This window comes from Plectonema cf. radiosum LEGE 06105 (genome assembly GCF_015207665.1).
In the GTDB taxonomy this organism is placed as follows: Bacteria; Cyanobacteriota; Cyanobacteriia; order Cyanobacteriales; family Nostocaceae; genus Rivularia; species Rivularia radiosa_A.
Window position 1 is genome coordinate 12,253 of record NZ_JADEWL010000090.1, and the last position, 16,590, is coordinate 28,842.

Annotated in this window: 17 protein-coding genes and 1 tRNA gene; 9 read left to right on the plus strand and 9 right to left on the minus strand. The window is 39.1% G+C overall.

Translation table 11 applies throughout. The annotated features are described in order from the left end of the window. Positions 1-402: 402 nt before the first annotated feature. Both IQ247_RS21665 and dps read right to left on the minus strand, forming a co-directional pair. A complete protein-coding gene (locus IQ247_RS21665) occupies positions 403-1,125 on the minus strand; it encodes a pirin family protein (protein WP_193923229.1) in 723 nt (240 codons plus the stop codon). A 306-nt stretch (positions 1,126-1,431) separates the two neighbouring features. Beyond that, a complete protein-coding gene (gene dps / locus IQ247_RS21670; protein ID WP_193923230.1) occupies positions 1,432-1,989 on the minus strand; it encodes a DNA starvation/stationary phase protection protein Dps in 558 nt (185 codons plus the stop codon). A gap of 302 nt (positions 1,990-2,291) precedes the next feature. Here dps and IQ247_RS21675 point away from each other — a divergent pair, with 302 nt between their 5' ends. After that, complete coding sequence (locus IQ247_RS21675) at positions 2,292-2,699, plus strand: thiol-disulfide oxidoreductase DCC family protein (RefSeq protein ID WP_193923231.1); 408 nt, start codon at positions 2,292-2,294, stop codon at positions 2,697-2,699. 9 nt (positions 2,700-2,708) lie between these two features. Here IQ247_RS21675 and IQ247_RS21680 read toward each other — a convergent pair whose 3' ends face one another. After that, a complete protein-coding gene (locus IQ247_RS21680; RefSeq protein ID WP_193923232.1) occupies positions 2,709-3,149 on the minus strand; it encodes a Tery_1686 family protein in 441 nt (146 codons plus the stop codon). Between the two features lie 920 nt (positions 3,150-4,069). Here IQ247_RS21680 and psbQ point away from each other — a divergent pair. Both psbQ and IQ247_RS21690 read left to right on the plus strand, forming a co-directional pair. Further along, a complete protein-coding gene (gene psbQ, locus IQ247_RS21685) occupies positions 4,070-4,528 on the plus strand; it encodes a photosystem II protein PsbQ (RefSeq protein WP_193923233.1) in 459 nt (152 codons plus the stop codon). A gap of 139 nt (positions 4,529-4,667) precedes the next feature. Next, entirely contained in the window at positions 4,668-5,771 is a 1,104-nt protein-coding gene (locus IQ247_RS21690) for an NAD(P)/FAD-dependent oxidoreductase (protein WP_193923234.1), read from the plus strand. A gap of 66 nt (positions 5,772-5,837) precedes the next feature. Here the strand turns inward: IQ247_RS21690 and IQ247_RS21695 are convergent, their stop codons facing one another. Further along, positions 5,838-6,191, minus strand: a complete 354-nt coding sequence (locus IQ247_RS21695; RefSeq protein WP_193923235.1) for a winged helix-turn-helix transcriptional regulator — start codon at positions 6,189-6,191, stop codon at positions 5,838-5,840. 94 nt (positions 6,192-6,285) lie between these two features. Here IQ247_RS21695 and IQ247_RS21700 point away from each other — a divergent pair, with 94 nt between their 5' ends. Together IQ247_RS21700 and IQ247_RS21705 are read left to right on the plus strand one after the other, a co-directional pair. Next, positions 6,286-6,906: an FMN-dependent NADH-azoreductase gene (locus tag IQ247_RS21700; RefSeq protein ID WP_193923236.1), complete on the plus strand. Its 621-nt coding sequence runs from the start codon at positions 6,286-6,288 to the stop codon at positions 6,904-6,906. A 5-nt stretch (positions 6,907-6,911) separates the two neighbouring features. Beyond that, entirely contained in the window at positions 6,912-7,298 is a 387-nt protein-coding gene (locus IQ247_RS21705) for a nuclear transport factor 2 family protein (protein WP_193923237.1), read from the plus strand. A gap of 466 nt (positions 7,299-7,764) precedes the next feature. Here the strand turns inward: IQ247_RS21705 and ccsB are convergent, their stop codons facing one another. The 4 genes from ccsB to IQ247_RS21725 form a co-directional block, all read right to left on the minus strand. Then, positions 7,765-8,817, minus strand: a complete 1,053-nt coding sequence (gene ccsB, locus IQ247_RS21710; RefSeq protein ID WP_193923238.1) for a c-type cytochrome biogenesis protein CcsB — start codon at positions 8,815-8,817, stop codon at positions 7,765-7,767. 322 nt (positions 8,818-9,139) lie between these two features. Next, positions 9,140-10,870: a DUF3352 domain-containing protein gene (locus IQ247_RS21715; RefSeq protein WP_193923240.1), complete on the minus strand. Its 1,731-nt coding sequence runs from the start codon at positions 10,868-10,870 to the stop codon at positions 9,140-9,142. Positions 10,871-11,369: 499 nt separating this feature from the next. Beyond that, on the minus strand, positions 11,370-11,978 hold the full coding sequence (locus tag IQ247_RS21720) for a chorismate lyase (protein ID WP_193923241.1): 609 nt from the start codon (positions 11,976-11,978) through the stop codon (positions 11,370-11,372). 112 nt (positions 11,979-12,090) lie between these two features. Further along, positions 12,091-12,173: transfer RNA gene (locus tag IQ247_RS21725), tRNA-Leu, on the minus strand. A 447-nt stretch (positions 12,174-12,620) separates the two neighbouring features. Here IQ247_RS21725 and accC point away from each other — a divergent pair. Beyond that, positions 12,621-13,973, plus strand: a complete 1,353-nt coding sequence (gene accC, locus IQ247_RS21730; protein WP_193923246.1) for an acetyl-CoA carboxylase biotin carboxylase subunit — start codon at positions 12,621-12,623, stop codon at positions 13,971-13,973. A gap of 169 nt (positions 13,974-14,142) precedes the next feature. Here accC and IQ247_RS21735 read toward each other — a convergent pair whose 3' ends face one another. After that, positions 14,143-14,436, minus strand: coding sequence for a YggT family protein (locus tag IQ247_RS21735; protein ID WP_193923242.1), 294 nt, complete (start codon positions 14,434-14,436; stop codon positions 14,143-14,145). A 191-nt stretch (positions 14,437-14,627) separates the two neighbouring features. On the opposite strand from IQ247_RS21735, the gene psbX reads away from it, so the two are divergent. The 3 genes from psbX (at position 14,628) to IQ247_RS21750 (ending at position 16,567) form a co-directional block, all read left to right on the plus strand. Continuing rightward, positions 14,628-14,747, plus strand: coding sequence for a photosystem II reaction center X protein (gene psbX, locus IQ247_RS21740; protein WP_193923243.1), 120 nt, complete (start codon positions 14,628-14,630; stop codon positions 14,745-14,747). A gap of 265 nt (positions 14,748-15,012) precedes the next feature. Next, on the plus strand, positions 15,013-15,963 hold the full coding sequence (locus tag IQ247_RS21745; RefSeq protein WP_193923244.1) for a Ycf66 family protein: 951 nt from the start codon (positions 15,013-15,015) through the stop codon (positions 15,961-15,963). A gap of 40 nt (positions 15,964-16,003) precedes the next feature. Beyond that, complete coding sequence (locus IQ247_RS21750) at positions 16,004-16,567, plus strand: TolB family protein (protein ID WP_193923245.1); 564 nt, start codon at positions 16,004-16,006, stop codon at positions 16,565-16,567. Positions 16,568-16,590: the final 23 nt, after the last annotated feature.

Here is a 16,590-nt window from a genome sequence, read left to right on the forward strand (position 1 = left end):
ATGTAAATACTATAAATTACCTACATTGCAACGCCGGCTCAGCATTTATTCGTATTTTGATATAGTTCGACCTAATATACACCCTTAACGCTAAATCTTTACTCTACCTAAAGGTGAGTAATATTCACCGTTTACAATCAAGTTTGATCAATATCTTTTCAATTGTTGCAGAAAATCTGATGATTTAGTTTGTTTTTCAAAGTTTTTTCCATAGAAAATAATTATGTCTAAATTCAATCTTCCGAGAGTTGTAACAATAATCAATTCATGATAAGAATGATTTTTCGGAATAGGTCAAATAAAAATGGTGCCTAATGCAGGATTAACGCACCAAAATCATTTTTAAATTTAAATCAAAATATTGTCAATCAAGCTGGTTTCGAGGAAATTTCCCGACTCAGATTAACCTAAATCAAAAAGCAAGATTTCTCCACCTACATTAGTTGTAATTTCTAAATCTATTTCATCATCAATTTCCACCCCATCACCTGCTCTTAATTCTTCACCGTTGAGGTTTACAATGCCATTAGCTACTTGCAACCAAGTATAACGATTGGGTTGAGCATGGTAATTAATTTTGTTTCCAGGTTGCAAAATTGACGTATATAAATCCACATCTTGATATACTTTTACAGCACCATCTCGTGCATCATGTGCAGCAATCAAACGTAATTGTCCCGTTCTTTCTTCAATGGAAAAACTTTTCTGTTCGTATCTCGGTTTTAAACCTTGTTTTTCTGGAATAATCCAAATTTGTAGAAAATGCACTGGTTCCGATGGGGAATGATTAAATTCACTATGCATAATTCCCCTTCCCGCACTCATAATTTGTGCTTCACCGGGACGAATTACCGAACCAGTTCCCAAACTATCTTTATGTTCGAGCGCTCCTTCTAAAACATAAGTAAGAATTTCCATATCTCGATGACCGTGAGTAGGAAATCCAGCCCCCGGAGCAACTCTATCATCATTTATTACCCGTAAACTGCGAAAACCTAAACGTTCTGGATCGTAGAAACCACCGAAAGAAAAAGTATGATAACTATCGAGCCAACCGATTTGAGTTCTACCGCGAGAATTGCGATCGTGAATCAGATGAGTTTTGGTATTAAATTTTTTCGCCATTTCGATATTTCGATATTTCGATTTTGGATTTGAGATTTTGGATTAATAAGTCGGGTTTTTTGTAAAAAGCCAACTTCTCACCTCACAAAATAAATAAAGCTTTTCTTTTTCTAATTTGTAACTATTCAATACTAAAATATATATCTATAAAATGAAAAGTACGCACTCAAAAGTGACGTACTTACTAAAAGGTTACTATAACAAACAATTTGTTCGGAGTAATTAAATTTCTCAATAAAAGTAGGTTAAATTAAATTACTTTTAGTGCATTATTTTAACTAACCTACAACTCACAATTAACAAAATTTATTTAACACCAGCTTTCTGTTGAGTTCCACTTTCTGATTTGACTTCAGAAACCTGGATGTGAGCTTCTAAGAACCAGAGTCGCTTGTCAATGGTACGAGAAACTTCGACATATAGGTCATTAGTATCTTGTTCATTTAGCTCATCGGTTTTGTCAATAGCTTCTCTTAAATGCTTAGCGTATGCTGCAAAACGCTCAACTAAAGCGGTTACGTGCTGCATTCCATCCAAAATGTCAGTAGGGTATTCTGGCAATATAGAATTAGCCGCAGCCATACGAACTGTACCACAAGCATAACCTGCTAAAGCGGTAATCCGTTCGGCAAACATATCAATGAATTCTTCTATCTCACCGGCAATTTCATCAAACATCTCATGAAGCTGGTAGAAGTCAGTTCCCTTGACATTCCAGTGGGCTTGCTTGACTTGGCTTTTCAAATCTGCGGTTGCAGCTAAAGTTTGGTTAAGGAGTGAGACAACCTGGCTTCGCACATCAGCAGGAATATCAATGTGAGAAGGATAAAGACGTGATGCGAGTTTTCCGTTACTATCGCTCATAATTAATACATCTCTCTTAGGATAGGCATAATTTAGTTTATAGTTATATATCTACTTTTAAAACTCTCTATCGACTGATTTATCTAACAAGCAAAACTTTCTACCGATAGAGGGAACTAAAGTGTATAAAGATTATGTGTAAGGGATTGTTTGTAGTACGGCTTGAATTTCTAACGAATAAATATGTTGCTTGTTTATGAAAGGTCGTTTTTTTCTGCTTCGTAGTACTCTGCACCCCGCAAGAGTACTCACGTTAAAATAGAAACATGGCTTAATATTTATTCACCTATTTATTCAAACCTATGAACTACCAAGTTATTTACGATGGCAACTGTAATCTTTGTGTTACTTTGGTACAAATTTTAGAAAATTTAGATCGGGGTAAAATCTTTAATTACATCCCCATGCAAGATGAGCAAGCACTCCAAAAGTGGAATATTACATCAACTGATTGCGAATTGGGGATGATTTTGATTGATAAAGATGCTCCAGAAACACGCTTTCAAGGTAGTGCAGCAGCGGAAGAAATTGGACGATTATTACCAGGTGGAAGTGTATTTGTTGATGCTTATCGCACTCTACCGGGATTGAAATGGGCTGGCGATCGCTTTTACGAACAAATCCGCGATAACCGTTATACAATTTTTGGTAAGCGCGATAGCACATACAAATCTACTTACTGTAATGATGGTAATTGTAAGAGTAGTTAATTTCACCAATTAATTATTTTCCTTTTCCGAATTGCTGTTAAACACTTGCAAAACTTGACGACAAAAATCTTTTAACTTTTCTTGTTTTTCTTCAGCAGGTTTAAGTTTACCAACAAAATTCCAGTTTTCTACAGTTGAAACTCGCCATTGTTCCCCGCGATGATCAAATCCACAGACTTCCACACCAATTGCACGACGCAACCCATTAATAGGATCTTGATAAAAACGAATTTGAGTTAAGATACTGCGACTTTGCCAAGATTTACTGACACCAGGAAAGTGAAAACCAATATCGATAGAATCTGGATCTACTAATTCCATGGTTTGTTCATCACTTCTCCAAGGTTTAAGATCCGATCTTGCATCGGGAAATTCAAATTTAAATAAATTAACTACCGCAGCAATTTTACTCGCAAATTCCAGATTTGTTGCCATCTCAGATGCGTTCACAAAAATACTCCCCTTTGTAAATAAAGCGGCTAATGTCAAGCAGATTACGATTTATTGTTAATGTCGAAAGGTTGACCGTATTAGTGTTTCAGCTTATCAAGTCTCTTTTGATTAAAGCAACGATAAAATTGAACTTTTTATGTCATTAATTATGCGGGGTTGTAGAGACGCGAAATAATCTCCTTCAGGCACGCGCTCGCCGCACGCTTTCGCGTCTCTACATGGTTTGGGGATAAATGAACTGATCGAAATTAATCTAAAGGACTACTAGTATTGCTTTTCATTAGTTTTGATGGGTAATTAATGTAATATTGTAGGTTGGGCTGTTCGCGCAAGCGTTGCGAAGCAAAACGGAGTGAAGCCCAACGCTGATGTTGGGTTGCGCTCCGCTTAACCCAACCTACCAAGAGGCATCTTAGCCCCTCATAACTTATGTGGTGGAGTACTAGTATTCGATTGCATAAGTTTTGAGGGGTTGGGGTAGTGCGTTGGCGTAGCCTGCCCCGGAGGGGTATACGTCTCGCTCGTTGGTGGCTTCGAGGGAGCGGGACGTATGTCAAAGGGGGACACGCCGCCGCACGCTTTCGCGTCAACGGCAACGCACTACGGAATATAAAACCCCATGAAAACTAATGATTTGGGTATTGTTAGCTCTATAGGTGACCACCCGAAGTCAGTAATAATTATACTTAGAAAATTGGGGGAAAATCTATTGCGATCGCAACGAATAAATCACCATTAATTCCTTTGTATTACAAACTCACCATAGTTAATTAAAACTGAAGTTACCCTGGATAACACAACGCTTTCAAGATTTATCTGTAAAATTAGTTCAAAATCCAAAATCCAAAATCTAAAATTGTTTGACCCCCAACAAGCTAAAATTACTGTGTTAATTTGCAGATCAATAAGTTTAGTTTATGTCCCGTCTACGCCCGATTTTTTCCCTAATCCTAGTATCTTTAGCAACATTACTCATCAGTTGTGGCAGTGCGAATGTAGCTGCAACACCTCCAAGTTATACTCCATTACAAATAGAGAAAATTCAGGAGTATGTTCCCGAAATTGTAACCGTACAAGAACGTAGTGCTGAATTGCAAAAGCTAATTCAAAATCAAGATTGGATAAATGTCGGTAATTTTATACATGGTCCGATGACAGAAGTAAAATTAAACATGAGCTATATTGTTTCTAATCTCTTGCCAGAGCAACAAAAAGAAGCACGTAAAATAGTACGAGAGATGTTTAATAATCTGGTGAAAATTGATCAAGCTGCTGATGAAGGTAATTCCAGAAAAGCTCTGAGTGCTTATAATGCTGCTTTTGCAGATATTAACCAATTTTTGGATTTACTCCCAGCAAATACCATATCTAATTAATTCTAAATGCATTGGAGTTATTGATAAACAATTTTGATCGGATTTAACAGTTAAAATCTGACGTTGCAGCTTTAAATAGTTGATGTTTGGAGGCGTTGCAGTGCAGCGTCTCTATATTTATTTTTACCCTTAAAAATCCATGACTCATCTAGTTATTATCGGTTGCGGTATTATTGGAGCAACATTAGCTTACGAACTGAGTTTAATTGAAGGTTTAAAAATTACAGTTGTCGATAAACAACCTCCAGCTCAAGCTGCTACAGGTGCAGCCCTAGGCGTGATGATGGGCATTATCAGTCACAAATTAAAAGGTAAAGCTTGGCGGATGCGACAAACAAGCATCCAGCGTTATGAAACTTTGATTCCAGAATTAGAAGCTATTACAAAGCAACGAATCCCTTTTAATCGTCAAGGAATTTTGATGTTGCTACCATCTCCTCAAGTCACAACTGATGATTTAGCCGGATGGAATCAACTCAAAGAAACTCGTCACAATCAAGGTTGGCAATTAGACATTTTAGATGTTGCTCAAATTGAAAAAATATTTCCTCAGATAGATGTGATTTCACAAAATTATATCGGAGCAATTCATTCTCCCCAAGACCGACAACTCGATCCAACAGCATTAACATTAGCTTTAGTAGAAGCAGCAACACGCAATGGTGTCAACTTCAAATTTGGTGTCAGTGCTTTGGGGATGAAGTCGTCACCGAATCAACTTGAAACAACAGATGGTGTAATTACAGCAGACAAATTTATTATCGCTGCGGGACTCGGTTCATCTGCCCTCACAGCACAATTAGATCAAACAGTTGATATTCGTCCAGTATTAGGACAAGCAATTCACTTACACTTGGGTTATCCTTTAGCAAATTCCCAATTTCAACCAGCCATAACCTGTAATGATGTTTACGTCGTTCCTTGTAATGCTGGAGTATCTAGTGCTACAGATTATTGGGTCGGTGCCACAGTAGAATTTCCTCAAGATAACGGTGAAATTGCCGCCGACAAACTACTTTTAGAACAGACATTGCATAGCGCGATCGCAACTTGTCCGGAGTTAGCAAATGCCAGTATCATCCGTACTTGGTCAGGGTTACGCCCTCGTCCAGAAAATCGTCCCGCACCAGTAATCGAAAAACTACCGGGATATGACAACGTAATAATTGCTAGCGCTCATTATCGTAACGGGGTTTTACTCGCACCCGCTACAGCCCAAATGGTGAAGGAAATGATTTTTTGAGGTTAAAGTTTAAAGGTTAGAGGTAAAACTTTAGTTCTGTCTTTATGTATTAGAATCCAGTAAATACTAATCAGCCATTTCCTTTTCATCACCATACCACCGCGAAGCAAGTTCACACAAATGCTCCATGGATTCAGATAGTTCTTTTCCATGATTGGTCAAACTATAGGTAACTTTAGGAGGAATTGTCGGCTCATGGTAGCGATGAATAATTCCTGCTGCTTCTAACATCCTCAATCGTTCTGTCAAAACCTTAGTTGAAATTCCCTCAACTTTGGATCTCAGTTCACCAAAGCGCAGCGAACCGTCTGTATCCAAAACACACAAAATATAGAGCGTCCATTGTCCTGACAGCTGTTCAAACAGTTTAGCTAATGGGTTGCAGCTTGGCTGTGCTGTATGTACTTTTAGTTTTTTCAAGATACTTAGTTACTATTTGGTAGCTACTTTACTTTAGTAAGTAATAGTTTTACTGTCTAGATTAATAGGTAAATTTTTTGAACTATCCAGCCAAATGACAAATATTTTACATATTGATTCGAGTCCTCGTGGCGAACGTTCCAAGTCTCGACAACTAGCAAGAGAATTCATCACAAAGTGGAAAGCTCTGCATTCTGAAGATACTATTACTTACCGCGACCTTAGAGAATCACCAATTCCTCACGTTACAGAAGAATGGATTGCGGCCGATTATAGTCCATTAGAAGCAAAAACCCCCGAAATGATAGATGTTCTTCGATTTTCTGATGAGCTAGTCGATGAATTTTTAGCAGCCGAACGTTGTATTTTTAGTGTTCCTATGTACAACTTCAGCATTCCTTCTGGTTTTAAGGCTTACATTGATTACATTGTTCGGGTAGGTCGTACCTTTGCTGTTATGGACGGAGAATTCAAAGGATTGGTTAAAGGAAAAAAGATTTTGTTTATTACAGCACGAGGTGGTGAGTATGGTGCTGGTTCTATTTATGAAGAATGGGATGTTCAAGAACCTGCTCTACGTTTTGCCTTTCAATTTATTGGTGTAACAGATATTCAGTTTATTCATGCGAATGGCTTGGATTTAGGAGATGAAATACGTCAGCGAGGACTCAACGAAGCAAGAATGAAAGTTCAGGATTTAGTTGTTAACTGGTAATTAAAATGGGCAATATTAAAGTAATTCAAGAACTGTATCGAGCATTTCGCGAACAGGACTACGATGCATTCCGTAGCATTACAACAGAAGACCTAGAATGGATTCAAAATGAAGGATTTCCAGGGGGTGCTACACGCTTTGGTGTATCTGAAGTTATTGAGGGAGTTTTCAAAGCCAACGATAATAACTGGAAAGACTTTGCTTTCCATATTGAAGAAATTTTAGATGCTAATAGCTCAGTTATTGTGGTTGGAAAATATAGTGGAAAAAACCGCATTTCCAACAAGTCTATGAGCGCCGCAACTGCACACGTTTACGACTTTCGTGATGGGAAAGTTTGTCGGTTTAGGATGTTTGCGGACACTAAAACAATCTGGGATGCAATGTCTTAATTTAGATTGGTTTTACATTTTGTATTATATAAAAAAACTCTTTCCCTTATTAAGATAGTAAAGAAAAGAGTTATTCAAATTTTTTTTACTGAATGTAATTAATCAGCTTGTAGGTTGGGTTAGACACAATTTGCAAATTTCGTTTATGACGCGAATTTATAATTATCGTGTCGTAACCCAACATTGCTCGATTAAGTAGTAGGTTGGGTTGAGGAACGAAGCCCAACATTGTTAAGATTTTGTTGGGCTTCACTTCGTTCAACCCAACCTACGATTTTCTCTCAATGAACTATATGGAACTACAGAGTTAAGTTTTTTTTAGTGGTAATTAAGACTAAAAAAACTCCTTCCCAACCTATGGAAAAGAGCATTTAAATTTTATTTATTAACCCGCGCAGGCGGGTTTCGCCTGTGTAGACGCGGTTTCAACCGCCAGATTCTTATGGGATGGGCTTCCACGTCCTACCTAAAAAAACCACCCATAAGAATGCAAACCTTTACCCAACAAATTCACTCCCAAATAACAAACCCAAACCGCAACAAAGCCAGTAGCAGCTAAAATCGCTGGACGATGACCTTGCCAACCGCGAGTAATTCGGGAATGGAGATAAGCAGCAAACACCAACCAGGTAATCAATGCCCAGGTTTCTTTCGGGTCCCAACTCCAGTAAGTACCCCATGCTTCATTAGCCCAAACAGCACCCGCAATGATGCCAATTGTCAAGAGGGGAAAACCCAACCCAATAATCCGATAGCTGATGTTATCTAAAGTTTCCGCAAGACTTAATCTTTGAGGAGAAAGCGGTTCTCCGGAACTTTCACTCGATTGCGAAGTTTCTATCCGCTGTGCAACTGCTGTAGCCGTTTTGCCATTACCATTGGTCTGAACGGGAGCAAAACCGTTGTTTTCAAAAGCAAATGCTTGGGGTTCGGTAACTAATTCACCGGCTTTATGCAAGCGATAACCGTTGGTACGATAACCACCATTACCAACAGAACTACCTTGTAGCTGGACTGGTTGACCTTTTGTCACAATCAGAAATGCTACAGCGATTAAAGAACCCACCATCAAAGCCGAATAACTCAACATCATCACACTGACGTGCATCATCAACCAGTTGGATTTGAGTGCGGGTACTAATGGTTCGGAAACTTGCATATCCGAAGGAAGTGTCAGGGCTGCAAAAGCGGTAATACCCATTGCCACAGGTGAAGTTGCAACTCCCACCAAACGACTGTGACTACTGTATTCAGCAATTAAATGAACCGTGGTGATTCCCCAAGCCAAGAAAAACAAAGATTCATATAAATTACTTAAAGGGAAATATCCACCCTCCAACCACCTTGCACCAAGTAAAGTTGCCATACACAAATTAGCGATCGCCATTCCAGCAGTTCCCAAACCACCCAATATTGGTAAATTAGGGAAAGCTGCTCCTACCCAATAAATCAACATTGTGACAAACAAGATTAGGAAGGAAGCGTTATCAAGCCAGTTTTGGAGTACAACTAAATCCATAAAAGTGTTCTCAGAAGATAATTTCTATAATTTTTTGATTTTACTTTCTTTTAAAGCTTTATTGAGAAGAGGCACTAATCATATTATGTCCGGATGATTAGTTATTATTCGCTGTTGACTGGTAATGGGTAATTGGTAATGGGTAATTGTTGACTGTTCCCGAACCAACTTTATTATAAGTGTTTAACCGGACATGATATCACTTTAAATTTCTACCTCTTCTAGCTTATCTTTACAATCATCACAAGTCGGGTTTTTAGTACAATCATCATAAAAACCCGACTTCTCAAAACTGCTCCTAATTTATTTGTCTGTTGCTAACCTACTCACTTTCCTGAGAACTTGGAAGTGGAAGAGGTTTCTCACCTTTCTTAAATTTGAGTAAAACATCATAGCGAGTAGTACGACTATCGCTTACCGCACTTGTTACACCAATTGAATTAATTGCGTTGAGGAAACTTTGTTGTTGGGGAAATAAAGCCGGTAAAGAAAAACTTTTTGCGGCACCTTCCATGTCCAAGAAAAACTGATTATTGACAGGACTAAGTTCTTTCGGTAACGCTTTTTGAAAAGAATCGGCGTTACCTAAAATATTCTTTGGTTTAGGAAGAATTTTATCTGTCACAGGAGTTCCCAAAGTTAAAAATGCCACATCTTTCTCTAACCAGCCGTGAGTAGCAGTTAAAGTTCCTGATGGACCAATCCATCGTACAACAGGTAGTTTACCTACATTCTCTTCTTTGATTTTAAACTGATACTGAGTTCTCATTGCCTCATCTAACTGTTTTAAAGATGTTTCCGCTTTTTGACGATCGCTAACCTGTACCATGAATACTAAAGCGACACGAACATCTTGAGGAACATCTTTTCTTGGAGCATCAGGAATAATCGAGAAGGCAAATTCACCTCCCATCCAACTGAGTAAATCACCGTCTAAATCAAGTCCACTTAAGTCTTTGAATCCCTTTCTTAAATTTTCTGGCTGAATTGGTGAAAGAGGATTTTTTTGAGAAGTTGAAACATAATCAGCCCATAATCTGCGTAGGTTGCCACCAGAAAACATCATTAAAGTGGATTCCGGTAGACGATTTGTCATCGTAGTCGCTTTATTTTCTACCGCTAGCACTCGTTGACTGTTGGGTTTTAACCAAGATACTGCTTTAAATCGCAGTCCTTCAGATTCCAAACTGAGAGTTCCAGCCAATCCTTGATTATTTCTAAGTTGTGCTAAAACTTGCGCGGGTAAGCGAGCTTTAGCAGAAGTTGCCCCGGCGATTTGAGCCGCAGAGGGAACATTAACATAAAACTGAGCCAAGGGTTGATAAGTCGCGATTTGAGGTATGTGCTTGGCAAAACCGACACCATTCGCTAGTGTTGCTTTGCTTTTATAAGCTTTAATTGTTCTTTCTGTAGCTTTAGGATTATCAGCAATAATTAAATATTTTTCTTCTATTACCGCTGTAGATAACTTTTCCCCTGAAGTTGCTTGTGCTTCTTTAATGGTAATCCCTTCATATTGGCGATCGACCCAATTCCCTTTCAAAGCTTTTGGTTGTGCAAAGGCTGTTTGAGCTTTGTTTTGGTCTTTAATTGGCAAAACCATCACCATCGACTGTTCGACGGTAGCTAATTTTTGATCATTAGGTACTGTTTCAGATGTAGTTTTCGGGTCTTCGGGAGCCAGAATTGCCACAGTTATCTGGTCTCCAACCCAAGGACTGACATCTTTTTGAAAATCAAATCCTTCTTTTGCCAAAAAGCGATCGCGCCACTGAACTAAACTTTTATCTAGCACAACTTGGCTTTCTTTGGTTCCCAAAGAACGCAGTTTGTCCCACTGATTAGTATCCGTACTTAAAGAAACCGTAAATAAAGCATCTTGAGGAATAATATTGGCACCTACAGGCAAATCTCTGGACAAGGTTTTCCCCTGAGTCAAAAGCCAGTAAGCCGCGATTCCACTACCAATTAATAAACCCGCCCCAGAAAGGGTCAAGACTAAAGACGGTTTCTTTTTTTTCTTACTAGAAATAGACACGACAGGCAGTGTCATTGAAACCAATACCTCATAAAACGGAACTTTTCAATTACTTTATTGGTTAACCTAACCAAAATTACTCTATATATCTAGAGTTATTCATTACCAAAACAAGTTAATCTTACTGACTCAATAGTAGTTTTGCAATCAAGCCATCATTGGCAGTTAATCGGTTTTCTCTGTATTTAGCTATCAATAATGTAGCTTAGAGTACCATTTTTTTGATTTATCTTACTCATTGTAAGTTGATTAATAAATCTGTCTCCGCAGCAAGTTTAGCACTACTATTACAACCAAGCACCAGCTTTATTGAAAAGCATTCTTAAAAAAATACTTCTCATCAGGACTAAGTTCTACTGATTTATATAGGACTTACGCAGCCAGCACATTTTTCTTGTAGGGTGCTGTGACACTTTGATGAAGTTTGAATGTAGTAATAAGGTTTTTAGTGTCACGCACCAACCGGATATTGTGACAATTGCGTAAGCCCTGTTATAAATATAATTACATTTAATTACAGTTTAGTTGACCCCAGATATTTAGTTAAATAAGGCGAAAAAACCTCATAAATCAAGGTTAAAGGCTGTCCGTGATGCCAAAATAAATAATGCCGTCCCCAAAAAGGACCTTTTTGATTAAATCCCAATTCCAAACCTGGGGAATGACCGTAGTAAATTCCTTGAACATCTCGATACAATTCAGTGCGAAGACGCGCTAAACTCGCCCAAATCGGTAAAGAACGATTTTGCAAATATTCATCCACATGAGACGCTTCCCACCAGGAAGCTGCATAAGCCAAAATTTGCCCAGAAGCGGTACGCAACCAAACCTGTCGTCGCAATCGAGGTCCCGGCACCCGCTTAATCAAATCCGGTGCATCATCGGCATCCATCCCAATTAATGACATATCAATCACATCTACTTCCGTCGGCTCCCCTGTAAGCAACTTCAGGTGTCGCGTGGGAGAACCGTCACCCAACAGCAATAACTGCCAAGCCGGTGTTAACTGAGTATGAGGCAAACCTTGCTGAATTTGCTCTTCTCCACCTTGCCAAATAGCATCTAATCTATGCCATTTTTGCGGCAATCCTAAACTATCCGTTGCTTTAAAAGTTGCAGTCAATGCTCTGCTCTTAACAATACTTTACTTATTTATATCAAAGCACAAAATTTTGGGCAATTTGCAGTTTGCAATGCCTAATGCCTATTAAATGCTTAATCTATATCTATTAAAATGCGGATGGCGAGACTCGAACTCGCAAGAGCATTGCCCACACGCCCCTCAAGCGTGCGCGTATACCAATTCCGCCACATCCGCATCATTGTTTGTCTAGAAAAGGATTATAGCATAACAAAAGAAATATAGTGAGAAGATATTACCCATTCCAAAAATAATCATTGAGATGCATTGCTTTTGCCAGATTGGGATAACTGGCTGACAGAAATGAAATAGAACTATTGTCATATTTAAGAACGAGATGACGGCTGCATAAAAGGGTTTGTTCGCTGTTCTGCTCGTTGAATGTTTCTCATTCAAGGTCGGAATGGGTATAATTCTTAACCTGCTGATTTATTTCTTAATAATGGTTGTATTAAATTAGGCAAACAATCTATTTAAAATGCCTTATGGGTAGTTCATTATAGCCGAGGGTTTTGCAAGCAAAGCGTCGAATTTCTTGTCAAAATTTGAAACAAAGCGAAAGTATTGTTCCGGATTTGGCGTGAGAAAATGTCAATCTACAGAAATGATATAGAAAATACAAAGATGAATTTTGAGAAAATATTAATTGCCAATCGAGGGGAAATAGCTCTTCGCGTTCTCCGTGCTTGCGAAGAAATGGGAATTGCCACTGTTGCAGTACACTCAAATATTGACCGTAATTCTCTTCACGTACAGCTTGCCGATGAAGCAGTTTGTATCGGTGACGCTGCTAGCAGTAAAAGTTATTTGAATATTCCTAATATTATTGCAGCGGCATTAACACGCAATGCCAGCGCTATTCATCCAGGTTATGGTTTTTTAGCAGAGAATGCCCGTTTTGCTGAAATCTGTGCCGACCATCATATAGCTTTTATTGGTGCGTCACCCGAAGCGATTCGCAAAATGGGAGATAAATCGACTGCAAAAGAAACCATGCAAAAAGCCGGTGTTCCCACGGTACCCGGTAGCGATGGTTTACTGTCTTCTGAAGAAGAAGGCTTAAAAATCGCCGAGAAAATTGGCTATCCGGTGATGATTAAAGCTACAGCTGGTGGTGGTGGAAGAGGTATGCGTTTAGTGCGATCGCCCCTTGAATTTACGAAATCTTTTCGAGCCGCACAAGGAGAAGCGGAAGCAGCATTCGGCAACAAGGGAGTATATCTAGAAAAATTTATCGAACGTCCCCGCCATATTGAATTTCAAATTTTAGCGGACAATTACGGTAATGTAATTCATTTGGGTGAGCGGGATTGTTCCATTCAGCGACGCAATCAAAAACTTTTAGAAGAAGCCCCAAGTCCGGCAATCAATCAAGAATTACGCCAAAAAATGGGTGAAGCTGCCGTAAAAGCTGCCAAGTTCATTAATTACACTGGTGCGGGTACGGTAGAGTTTTTGCTCGATAGTAGGGGCGATTTCTACTTTATGGAAATGAACACCCGGATTCAGGTTGAGCATCCCGTCACGGAAATGATTACCGGAATTGATTTGGTTGTCGAACAAATCCGTGTTGCAATGGGAGAAAAACTCAGTGTTACTCAAGACCAAGTTGTTTTGAGGGGTCACGCCATTGAATGTCGTATCAACGCTGAAGACCCCGATCGCGATTTTCGTCCTTGTCCCGGACGCATCAGCGGTTATCTTCCCCCCGGAGGTCCCGGTGTTCGCATTGATTCCCATATTTACACGGATTATCACATACCTCCTTACTACGACTCGTTAATTGCTAAGTTAATTGTCTGGGCTCCCGACCGTCTTACGGCAATTCATCGCATGAAACGAGCCTTAAGAGAATGTGCAATTACTGGAGTTACTACAACGATCAGCTTTCATCAAAAAGTTATGGATATTCCACAGTTTTTATCAGGTGATGTCTATACCAGTTTTATACAGGACATAAAAGAAACAAACCCTTAAACATCAATCATCAGAAGTCGGGTTTTTAAGATAAATATCTCTAAGAACAAACAATCTTTACAAAAACCCGACTTCTAAAAACTGGGTAGACAATTCAGAAGTCGGGTTTTTAAGATAAATATCTCTAAGAACAAACAATCTTTACAAAAACCCAACTTCTAATAGACATTTAACTGGTATGAGCAAGCATGGTCAGCAGTCCTTGCTGACCTAAGAGGATTTCCCGCGCTAAACTAAATATTCCTACCCAAATAATCGGTGTAATATCTACACCACCAATGGGTGGTACTAGTTTCCGCAGCACCACTAAAAATGGTTCGGTAGGTTTTGCAATGACATTAAAGGGGAAGCGATTTAGTTCTGCTTGGGGATACCAAGTTAAAATAATTCGGAAAATAAATAAGAAGGTCATCAGCCCCAATACAATACTGAGAATCAAGTTGGTAACGTCAACGGTATTCATGGCTTGAGTTTACTATTTATAAATCAATCAGAGTTTTTTAAGATTTGTAAAGCATCTATAACTATTTTATAGGTAACTTACCAAAGGATAGGTTTTATAGTTGCCGGATTTATTATTTTAGGATTAAGACTTATTGCAATTCAATTCGTGGTATTAAAATTAAAGAAGAATGTAAAAAAAAGGTTGTAACTATGACTCCCTCTTTAGCAAATTTTCTTTGGAGCTTAGCCTGGGGTGCGGCAATTTTTGTGATTCCCGCAACAGTGGCATTAATTTTTATTAGCCAAAGAGATAAAATCCAACGTTCATAAGACTTTTTTTCAGACCTTAAAAAGACTTACCCTCAGCTAATTGTTGGCTAAGCTAAGTTTTTAACGATTCCTCCCATAAAGGACAAGTTATACTTAATTGACAAGTCTTGTCTTGTTAACTTTAAGTAACAATGCGAAGGCGCGATATTGAATAACTCCGCTTTGGAGTCAGACAATTCGCGTCTTTGTTATATATTTGTGTTTACTTGATGTAGAGATTTGAGTTGTGAGTCGCTAACATAGATATCATATCGGGAAAATAACAATGTTAACTTTTGGGCTGAACTCAGCCAGTGTTCTGGCTCAGGTGAATATAGGAACCAACCCAGCTAGTATTTTAGGAATTTTTCTAGCTATTGCTGGAGCCGGACTATATTTTCTGCGTACTGTACGTCCGGAACTTTCACGGGACCAAGATATATTTTTTGCTGCTGTCGGCTTATTGTGCGGTTTTATTTTTATTTTTCAAGGTTGGCGATTAGATCCTATTTTACAATTTGGTCAACTGCTTTTAGTCGGAACTACCGTATATTTTGCCTTTGAAAGCATTCGTTTGCGCGGAATTGCGACTCAGCAAGCCAAACGCAGCACTCCAATTGTAGACCGCGATCGCGATGTTAGTGACCGTTATGATTATGACGATCGCGGTAAATATGGTGCTGAGGTAGAAGATTACGACAGAGATCCTTTACCTTACGATCCGTATTACGAAGAAGAGCGTCCTACGCAACGTCCTCGGATTAGGGGAAGTCGGGACACTGTTTCATCTCGTAACGATTATTATGAAGACCAAGCTCCCCGTCGTCCGGAACGTCGTAATGATATAGAAAGAATCGAAGACGACAGACCACCGCGTCGTCGCAATAATAGTAATACGAGTTCCAGTATTAAGCGCACCACAAGTCGCAGTAATCCCAGACTTGAAGAAAGCGATTGGGGTTCGGAACCTCGACCAATTGATGACTGGGATAATTCCATGCCCGAAGAAAGAAGAACATCTCGTCGCAGCAACAGTAAACCTCCAAGCTCTCGAAGGACTGAAGAAGATATTCAACCTAGAACTTCAAAAAAACGTCGTCCTAGCAGAGATTTAGAACCGAGGAGAGAACGTGGCATTGATGAAGTCATACCCACCGATTATGAAGATTACAACCCAATTGTTCGTTTAGAAGACGAGAAAGATAATCCCATAAATCTGGGAGATATAGACAAGTAAAATTGTAGTAATGAATTATAGACAGTAAAAAAAGATTGAGGTGAAAAAATTTATCCCCAGATTTTGGCGGTCATTAGGATTTCATTGGAGTCTTTGTCTGAGTCTGGGTATTTTGCTTGTATCTTGTAGTTATAACGATATTCCTATTGGTTCTAACTCACTCAATACCCGCTCTAACGAAGAACAACCCGCTTTAAGCGGAAACGGTCGTTTTTTAGCCTATATATCAAATCGTAGTAATACTCAGCAATTATTATTGTACGACTTAGAACAGCAACAGTTGATTCCGACACCACGTTTGAATCGACCTAATACAATTGCCGAAAGTCCCAGCCTCAGTTACAGCGGACGTTATATAATTTACAGTACTAGCGACCGTGGTAAACCAGTTGTAGCACTTTACGATCGCGCTGTAGAGCAGTCACAAATCCTTACACGAAATTACAACGGCTCAATAAGAAACCCCAGTGTTAGTCCGGATGGTAGATATGTTGTATTTGAAACAACCATTCGCGGTCAGTGGGATATTGAGGTACTCGATCGAGGAGCAAATATTGAGTTAGATATTCCTAATGCTGCGCCAGTAAGTGTACCACCTCAGTAAGAGGGATGGGGAAAGGGGGAGAT